Origin of the sequence: Pyrobaculum sp., assembly GCF_049971835.1 — an archaeon.
In the GTDB taxonomy this organism is placed as follows: Archaea; Thermoproteota; Thermoprotei; order Thermoproteales; family Thermoproteaceae; genus Pyrobaculum.
In genome coordinates, this window is sequence record NZ_JBMFKV010000336.1 from 1 (window position 1) to 1,577 (window position 1,577).

The 1,577-nt window shown below is 52.6% G+C and carries 3 protein-coding genes; all 3 read left to right on the forward strand.

Going from position 1 to position 1,577, the window contains the following annotated elements:
- The coding region (locus ACP5J3_RS14385) for an OB-fold domain-containing protein (RefSeq protein WP_428496308.1) at positions 1-725 on the forward strand (725 nt) is incomplete at its 5' end.
- 40 nt (positions 726-765) lie between these two features.
- Positions 766-1,170 carry a translation initiation factor IF-2 subunit beta gene (locus ACP5J3_RS14390; RefSeq protein ID WP_428496309.1) on the forward strand — a complete coding sequence of 135 codons (405 nt, stop codon included), beginning with the start codon at positions 766-768 and terminating at the stop codon, positions 1,168-1,170.
- Positions 1,171-1,577 (forward strand): EamA family transporter (locus tag ACP5J3_RS14395; RefSeq protein WP_428496310.1); only part of this gene is annotated, 407 nt, incomplete at its 3' end.

A 1,577-nucleotide genomic window follows, 5' to 3' on the forward strand; every position in this document is an offset into this window, starting at 1 on the left:
TAAACTGGCCTAAGGGGCCGCTGGAATACGCAGACGAACTAGGCATAGACACCATAGTAAAAGCCCTAGAAGAGTGGGTTAATATGGGGTTGGGAGGTTTCGCGCCGGATCCCTTGCTGTTGCAAATGGTGAAAGGGGGTAAGCTTGGTAGGAAGACTGGTGAGGGTTTCTATAAATATGCTGGGTCTGTCGTGGCGGCGGTCACTGAGACCCTTGAGAAGATGTATGGCGAGTCATTGAAGCAGTTAGATATGCTAATTTCATCTACTGGGTTGCCTGTCTATAGAGATCCGAGAAGTGGAGCGTTGTTGTGGGTAGATGTGAGGGAGATGAGACTTAGATTTACGCTTTCGGTGAATAAGCTAGAGAAATTTGTAGAGGGGCTTCAACAGGGCAAGTTGTTATACACACAGTGTAGGAAATGCGGCGCTAAGTACTTCCCGCCGCAGGTAGACTGTCCAAGGTGTAAGGCGTCTGATGTGGAGTGGCGTGAGGTTAGTGGAGTGGGGGAGTTAATTACATGGACTGTGATTAACGTAAAGCCGGCTAGCTTCTCTCACCATAAAGACTACGTTGTTGGTATTGTCAAGATGCCAGATGGATTTAATATAACTGCGTGGGTAGATGCCGATCCCAAAATCCTGAAGCCCGGCATGAAGATGAGGCTAGTGGTGGATAGGAGGCCGGGGGAGAACTACATTACGTATTGGTTCAAGCCGGCGTAGTTTTTCATAATTTTTATAAATGGTGTGGATTTCCCCTTTCATGGATAGCGAGTACGTCGCTCTTCTAGATCGGGCGTACAAGCTGGTGGCGCCTAAGGCCCAGCGCAGGGCGGAGATACCGAAGATCGAGGTGGAGAACATGCCCCGGAAGACGATAATCCCCAACTTTGGGCAGATTGCTAAGAGGCTCAACAGAGATGTGTACTTCATGGCTAAGTTTTTCCAGAAGGAGCTCGCGGTGCCGGGAACTCTGGAGGGGGACGTCTTTACGCTTCACGGCGAGAAGTCTCCCAAGGTCGTGGAGGCCGTGTACGAGCGTTTTATTAGGTACTACGTGGTGTGTCCAGTATGCAATTCGATAGATACAGAGCTGAGGAAGGAGGGGAGGATATTCGTAATGAAGTGTCTAGCCTGCGGCGCCTCCACCCCCGTTAAGCCGCTCTAAATGGACGTCGCGGGACTGGCCGCCGTCTTCACGGCGGCGGTAATCTGGGCTCTTGTGATCTTCCTATACAAGAGACATATGGAGTCTCTAGACGCCGCTGTGGTGAACTTCTCCCGTCTGTTTTACGTCTCGGCTCTTATGTGGCCTGTCCTGATACTTGCGAAGCCATCGGCCGGCGTGTGGGCCGCCGTGGCGAGCGGCGTCTTGACGTTGTTCATAGGCGATAGTCTATACTTCTATGCAATACACAGAGTGGGCGGCTCGGTGGCGGCCCCCCTCACATATACCTACGTGGTGATAGCCCAGTACCTCGCCCTTCTCCTGGGGGAGAGGGTTACCCCCATGTTACTAGTGTCCTCTCTGCTGGTGGTGCTTGGGGTCGGGTTGCTGGCCAGGGGAGGCGAGGC

Excerpts from the sequence above, each read along its gene's own strand:
- ACP5J3_RS14390 (WP_428496309.1), top strand. The coding sequence starts at position 766 with ATGGATAGCGAGTACGTCGCTCTTCTAGATCGGGCGTACAAGCTGGTG.